The organism is Occallatibacter sp., assembly GCF_049802275.1.
Lineage (GTDB): Bacteria > Acidobacteriota > Terriglobia > Terriglobales > Acidobacteriaceae > Telmatobacter.
The window spans coordinates 1-6,010 of record NZ_JBARMD010000731.1; the positions used below are offsets into that span (position 1 = coordinate 1).

Genomic DNA, 6,010 nt, shown 5'->3' on the forward strand with positions numbered 1-6,010 from the left:
AGTTGATGTGATTTGACTCACCGAAGCGCGTGCGCTCAGGCACATCCCCTGAATGTTTTCGGTGCGACGCTTTTCGCGTACAAGGTGTTCGCGCCATGTCGGATGCCGGACAGAGCCGATGGGCCCAACCAACCGTGATCCTGGTCGCGACGGATCTCAGCGATCTGGACCGGCTTGTTCCATTTGCGCTGCAGCAGGCGCATCAGTCAGGCGGGCGCCTTATTCTGCTTCATGTTCTTGGCGCAGGAGCAGGCATCGTAGCCGACCCTGTGGGGATGCCGTACTACGACCCCACTGGCGCCATTGATTTTGCAATCAAGACTCTTGAGCCCTGGAGAATGAGAGCGCGTGCGCAGGACATTGCGTGTGATGCCGTCGTACGCGAGGGCCAGGCCGCACAGCAGATCGTCGCAGCGACTCGTCAGTTCAAGGCACATCGTCTTTTTCTCGGGACCCGGAGCCGGGGCAAGGTAAGCAAGCTGCTCCTTGGCTCCGTGGCAGAACAAGTGCTGCGCTCGGTAAACCTCCCGGTCATTACCGTGGGACCCGAGGCTCATCTCGACGCGGCAAGCGACGCCCGGCAAAGGGTAGTCTTGCACGCCACAACATTACGAGAGACCTCAAGCCCGAGCGCAGCACTTGCATGCGAGATTGCCGCACACCAGGGAGCAAAGCTGGTTCTGCTCCATGTCTTGCCTCCGATAGAGGAGATGGAGCGCGAACACCTGCCCACAGGTCTATATTCGACGGCGATGCGCGAACTGAGCATTCTCGCTGCGGAAATTGGTGCGGCGGAGTCCTGCTGCGCCAGGGTTGAGACTCGTGTTGCCCATGGACATCCAGCGATCGAAATCCTGGCGGCTTCCGCAGAACTCGTAGCGGACCTTATCGTTCTGGGATCGACACATCGATCTGTGCTTCACAACTTGACGCACGATCGAACTGTGTACCGCGTACTGGCGCATGCTCGCTGCCCGGTGCTCACTCTGCGCGATGAGGAAGAAGAGACGGCTCCGTTTCCGCCTGAGCATGACAGAATCAGCCTTTAACTGAATCGTGGACAATCAATGAATTCATTCGGCTCGCAGCGAGTCGATCGGACTGACACCTGCGGATTTGAGCGCAGGAATAAGGCTGCTTAAAACGTGACGATACCCGGCAGCGCGAGACGTCGTGTTAGATCCCGAACCAGCCCTCGGCCCGCGCCTCGTCGAGTTGCCGCTTCAGAACTGCCCAAAGCGCCGGGCAGCCCGCCTGAACAGCAGGGCCATTTCGCTTGACGACCTGCTCGTAGCGAATGCCATTCTCGCGCCAGCTCTGCCCATTGTTAGCGAGATTGAGAATGATCGGGACGGACCGATCCATCGCGTGGGCAAATTTAGCTTCCGGGGTTGCGGCAGCTTCGAACTCCTGCCAAAGCGACAGGAATGTACCGCCAATTTCGGCGGGCAGGAGGCCGCAGATGCGCTTCACCGCTTGCTGCTCGGCCAGCTCGCGCTGCTCCAGGCCTTCGGTAGCATAAACGATCATGTCCCCTATATCGATCTCGCCGATATCGTGAAGCAGAAGCATACCGACTACACGCTCGATTTTGATCGGCTCCTCCGCATAGCGTGACAGCGCCATTGCCTGCACCGCGATTTGCCAACTGTGCTCCGCAGAGTTCTCAAAGCGGGCGAGGCCAAGCGGCCGTGTCTTGCGCTCCACGGCTTTCAGCTTGTCCAATTCACGAATGAAATCGATGATTTGCTGCACTGCTTCTTCCCGTGGCACAGACATGGCTCCTCTCGAGTATGAGAAGGTACTCAGGGAAGAAGACTAAGCGGTGAGACGCTCGAGCTGATCGGGCTTGGAGATCGTCATGCTCGCGCCCTTGATGACGATCCACTGGTCGCGGCGGAATTGATTCAGCAACCGCGTCACAGTCTCGCGTGAAGTACCCGCCATGTTGGCAATCTCTTCGTGCGTGAGCGCCATGGTGAATCGAATCTCCGGCTTCCCATTGGAAGCGGCTTTGCCCCAGTCGAGCAGGAGTCGCGCCAGACGTCCCGCGGCAGAGCCGGAAAGAGCAAGTCGCTTGGCATCGTGGAAGACGGTCAGATATTCGCCCGAGAGCGACTGGGCCGCATGCATGCTCGCGACTCCATGACGTCCGAGAAAATCAATGAAGTCCTGCTTGCGAATCGTCTTCACCTGACAAGGCTCAATGGCTTCAGCGGTCACTTCGTGAGGTACGTTCGCCAGGACCGCGCTCAACCCCATCACGTCGCCAGGGCCCGCGATCTTGAGGATCATCGTCTTGCCATCCCGCGAGGTCGACGAAATCTTGACCTGCCCGAAGCAAATGACGAAAACATTGCGCGCCGCATCACCTTCGGTAAACAGCTTGGCGCCTCGCGCATGGCTCATCATGATTCCGATCTTGTCGAAATCCTGCAGGGCTTCTGCTGTGAGATTGCAGAACATCCGCAGATGGCGGTGCTCGCAATTGAGGCAATCTTCCGGTGGGTGATGAGAGTGGAGTCCAGCCATACTTATTCCGACGAGTTATTCAGAGTATATCCCAATTCTTCTGGATAGCGAGGGATAGAGGCTATCCTTGCATTTTCTTCGGAATAAATTTCTGGACAACTAAATCCAAGACTCTCTCAATTCGTGGCGATTCAAAGCTCCTGCGCTCTTGCCGGCCTGCGCCGGACTCCCGCGAGCTTCGCTTCGCTGCACATGCCATATGCCCTTGATACTTCACGGGCTAGCTCTCCGAGAAGCTGCATTCTAAGCGGCGGATACAAGTGAAATGCGCGCCGCAGCGCCTCGGTGGGCAAACGCATCGCGGTTCCCTTCGACTGGGCAACCAGCGTATAGGTGTGATGTACATCACCCAACAGTGCTGCCAATTCGACCAGTTCGCCAGCGCGAGCGGTTCCAAGCGTCAGTCGCGTATCCAGTCGCGCCGCCTTGCGCAGCATATAACCGGAGATCACAACGTAGAGGCCCCTGCAGAGGTCGTTCTGATGAAAAATGACGTCGCCGACATCGAATTCAATACATTCCGCGGAAGCATTCAGCATGTTACCGACTTCGGGCGGACAGGCCAACAATTCTGCAATCGGATGTGGGGCGGCAATGTCGCGCCGCTCGAAGATTGCCGCTGATTGCATGGTTCCGTCTCCTCTTGCCAGCTTCCCCAAGGTCATTCGATTGCGATTCCGGTCAATTGAGGTCATCATTTCCAATCCCGTGTGCGGTGTAATGTTGCCGCGATCTGGATGGATTCATGGAGCGGTTGTGGAATACTGCTGCCGCTTCGCCAAACTGAGAGATCAACTATCGCGCCCCGTTTGCGTCAGCGAGGCACACCGGTACAGGCCTCGGATTCCTGCGCAACGGACATAACCGCAGGCGGCACGCAGAGCACCGGTACGCGCGACCGGGCAAGCAGCGTGAATGCCGTGCCGTGCGGTCCCGGGGTTTCACTGGTGCGCTTCACTCCAATGACCAGCACACTTGGTTGATATTGGCCGATTGCCTCGGCGATCGCATCGCCGGGCTTGCCATCCTTGACGACGCAGCGCAGCGGAAAGCGCCCTGTGCTCTCAATCCCGAATTGCTCCAGCGTTGTGGCAATGGGATTGAGAAAAGCAATCGCCTCCTCAGGCCTGCGCGCGTGAACTACGATCAATGTCCTGTGAAAGACCTCAGCCAGCGAACATGCGGTTTTTGCGGCCTCGGTAGTCGCCTCGTTCCGCTCCAGTGCCAGCATCACCGGACCGCCCGGCACCGGGCGATAAGCTCCTGCGTTGTAGTCGGCGGCAACCGCGAGCACGGGACAAGGAGCCAGCCGCACCAGCTGCTCGGCGATGGCCCCCACCACAATGGGGCCCGCCCCTTGTTTCCCTTCCGTCCCGATGACGATGAGGCCGGCTTCGTATTGCCGCGCCACGTCGACCAGCATCTGGGCAACTTCTCCCTGGCGAATCTCGGAATGGCTGTGAATCCCTTCGCGAACCAGGTCGGCGGACAACTGGTCGAGGGTGGCGCGCGCCTCTTCCGTGAGACTGCGAAGAACTTTGCCGGGAACCGCAATGACAGAGGCGTAGTCCAGGGGATCGAGGCCGTGGGCAAGCACGATGCGGGCGCCATACGAAACCGCCAGTTTGCGTGCGTATTCCAGGGCAGCATCTGCACGCCCGTCCAGATCGGTCGCAACAACGATGGTCTTCAATCCGGATGCGAAACTCATAACTTCCTTCTTTGCGCCAAGGTTGCTGTTGGCGCATGGGTGCGCCGCTCGATTCGGGCCCGATGGTTACTGAGTCTGCTCTCGCATGAAGAGCGGAGCAGTGACCGCATTCACCCCTTCCTGTGATTGTGGTCACAAACGACAGGAAACGCGGAACTTATCGGAGTAGTAGACCGGCTCCTGCCGCAGTTCGAGGGGTGACCGGAACGGTATACATCCATGAGCCGGATACGGTAGGCTCTTCCCGTCATGAAAAACCTCCAAAACCCTGCAACTCAATCGTTTGTTCGCGTTCGCATGCCGAGCCTCGTGCTAGCCATATTTGCTTGCATGCTTTGCCTTCTCGGCTCCGCATGGGCCCAGGCTCCCGTGGCCGATTCACCTGCGATCGAAGCTAAAGCGAAGGCAATGGTCGCAAAGCTCACCCTGGAGCAGAAAATTCAGCTCATCGGCGGCGTTGACGGCATGTTTACCAATGCCATTCCCGCCATCGATCTTCCCCGCTTCAAAATGTCCGACGCCTCAGTGGGCGTACGCACCTGGGGACCGACGACAGCCTACGCCGGCGGCGCTGCCCTGGCTGCAACCTGGGATCGCGACTTCGCCAGAGAACTAGGCGCGAGCCTCGGCAAGGACGCTCGCGCTCGCGGAGTCAACTTTCTCCTCGGGCCCGGCGTAAACAACGCAAAGGCGCCCGTCAATGGCCGGAACTTCGAATACCTTTCCGAAGACCCGTTCCTGAACGGCGCGCTGGTGGTGCCCTACATTGAGGGCGTGCAGTCGCAGGGCGTCAGCACCACGGTCAAACACTATGCGCTGAATAACGAGGAGTACAACCGCCACAACGTGGATGTGGAAGTGGACGAGCGCACCATGCGCGAGATCTACCTGCCTTCGTTTGAAGCCGCCGTGACCAAGGGCCACGTTGACGCCGTGATGGACTCGTACAACCTGATCAACGGCTCGCACGCAACGCAGAATGAGTTCCTGAACCTCAAGGTATTGAAGGTCGACTGGGCTTTCGAGGGAGTGCTGATGTCGGACTGGGACGCGACCTACGATGGCGTTGCCGCAGCCAACAACGGCCTCGATCTCGAGATGCCGGGACCGCGCTTTATGAACGCGCAGACGCTGGTGCCGGCCGTGAAAAACGGCACGGTGAAAGAAGCGACGATCGACGGCAAGGTGCTGCGGATATTCCGGGTAGCGCTACGGTATGGCTGGCTCGATCGCCCGCAATTCGATCCCGCGGTTTCAACCTACTCGGTAGCCGACCGGCCGACAGCGTTGAAAGGCGCGCTCGAGAGCATTACGCTGCTGAAGAACGAAGGACACACACTGCCTCTCGATGCAGCGAAGTTGAAGACCATCGCCATTATCGGACCCGATGCGTGGCCCGCAGTCCCAGGCGGCGGTGGTTCGTCGCAAGCGGATGCGTTTCAGCCGGTCAGCATCGTCACCGGGATCGCCAGCCTGGTTGGTCCCGATACCCATGTGCTCTACACGCGCGGGCTGCCTGAGATGAATGACATTTTCGGGCAGACTCACTGGGAGTCCGGCCTGAAAGAAGCAACGTATTCCAGCAAAAACTTCACCGGATCAGCACTGACTGCGACACCGCACGATATCAATAACTACAAGCAGGAGTGGTGGGGCCCGGAAGACAAGACACCGCGCAGCATTCGCTACTCCGGCTCGTTCAAAGCCCCGAAGGCCGGCAAGTACCTGGTACTCGCCGCGGCTTCGGGCAGCGATCACTACACGGTC

At 58.9% G+C, this 6,010-nt stretch carries 6 protein-coding genes; 2 read left to right on the forward strand and 4 right to left on the reverse strand.

Annotated features, from left to right (window positions below):
- Positions 1 to 95: 95 nt before the first annotated feature.
- Entirely contained in the window at positions 96 to 1,049 is a 954-nt protein-coding gene (locus tag WA354_RS24510) for a universal stress protein (RefSeq protein ID WP_472815650.1), read from the forward strand.
- 127 nt (positions 1,050 to 1,176) lie between these two features.
- Here WA354_RS24510 and WA354_RS24515 read toward each other — a convergent pair whose 3' ends face one another.
- From WA354_RS24515 to WA354_RS24530, 4 genes are all read right to left on the reverse strand, one after another.
- Entirely contained in the window at positions 1,177 to 1,779 is a 603-nt protein-coding gene (locus tag WA354_RS24515) for an HD domain-containing protein (protein ID WP_472815651.1), read from the reverse strand.
- A gap of 39 nt (positions 1,780 to 1,818) precedes the next feature.
- On the reverse strand, positions 1,819 to 2,466 hold the full coding sequence (locus tag WA354_RS24520; protein ID WP_472815652.1) for a Crp/Fnr family transcriptional regulator: 648 nt from the start codon (positions 2,464 to 2,466) through the stop codon (positions 1,819 to 1,821).
- Positions 2,467 to 2,663: 197 nt separating this feature from the next.
- Positions 2,664 to 3,161: a Crp/Fnr family transcriptional regulator gene (locus WA354_RS24525; protein ID WP_472815653.1), complete on the reverse strand. Its 498-nt coding sequence runs from the start codon at positions 3,159 to 3,161 to the stop codon at positions 2,664 to 2,666.
- 185 nt (positions 3,162 to 3,346) lie between these two features.
- The gene (locus WA354_RS24530) at positions 3,347 to 4,243 is read right to left on the reverse strand and encodes a universal stress protein (RefSeq protein ID WP_472815654.1); all 897 of its coding nucleotides are present in this window, start codon (positions 4,241 to 4,243) and stop codon (positions 3,347 to 3,349) included.
- A gap of 249 nt (positions 4,244 to 4,492) precedes the next feature.
- On the opposite strand from WA354_RS24530, the gene WA354_RS24535 reads away from it, so the two are divergent.
- On the forward strand, positions 4,493 to 6,010 hold a 1,518-nt coding region (locus WA354_RS24535; RefSeq protein ID WP_472815655.1), incomplete at its 3' end, for a glycoside hydrolase family 3 protein.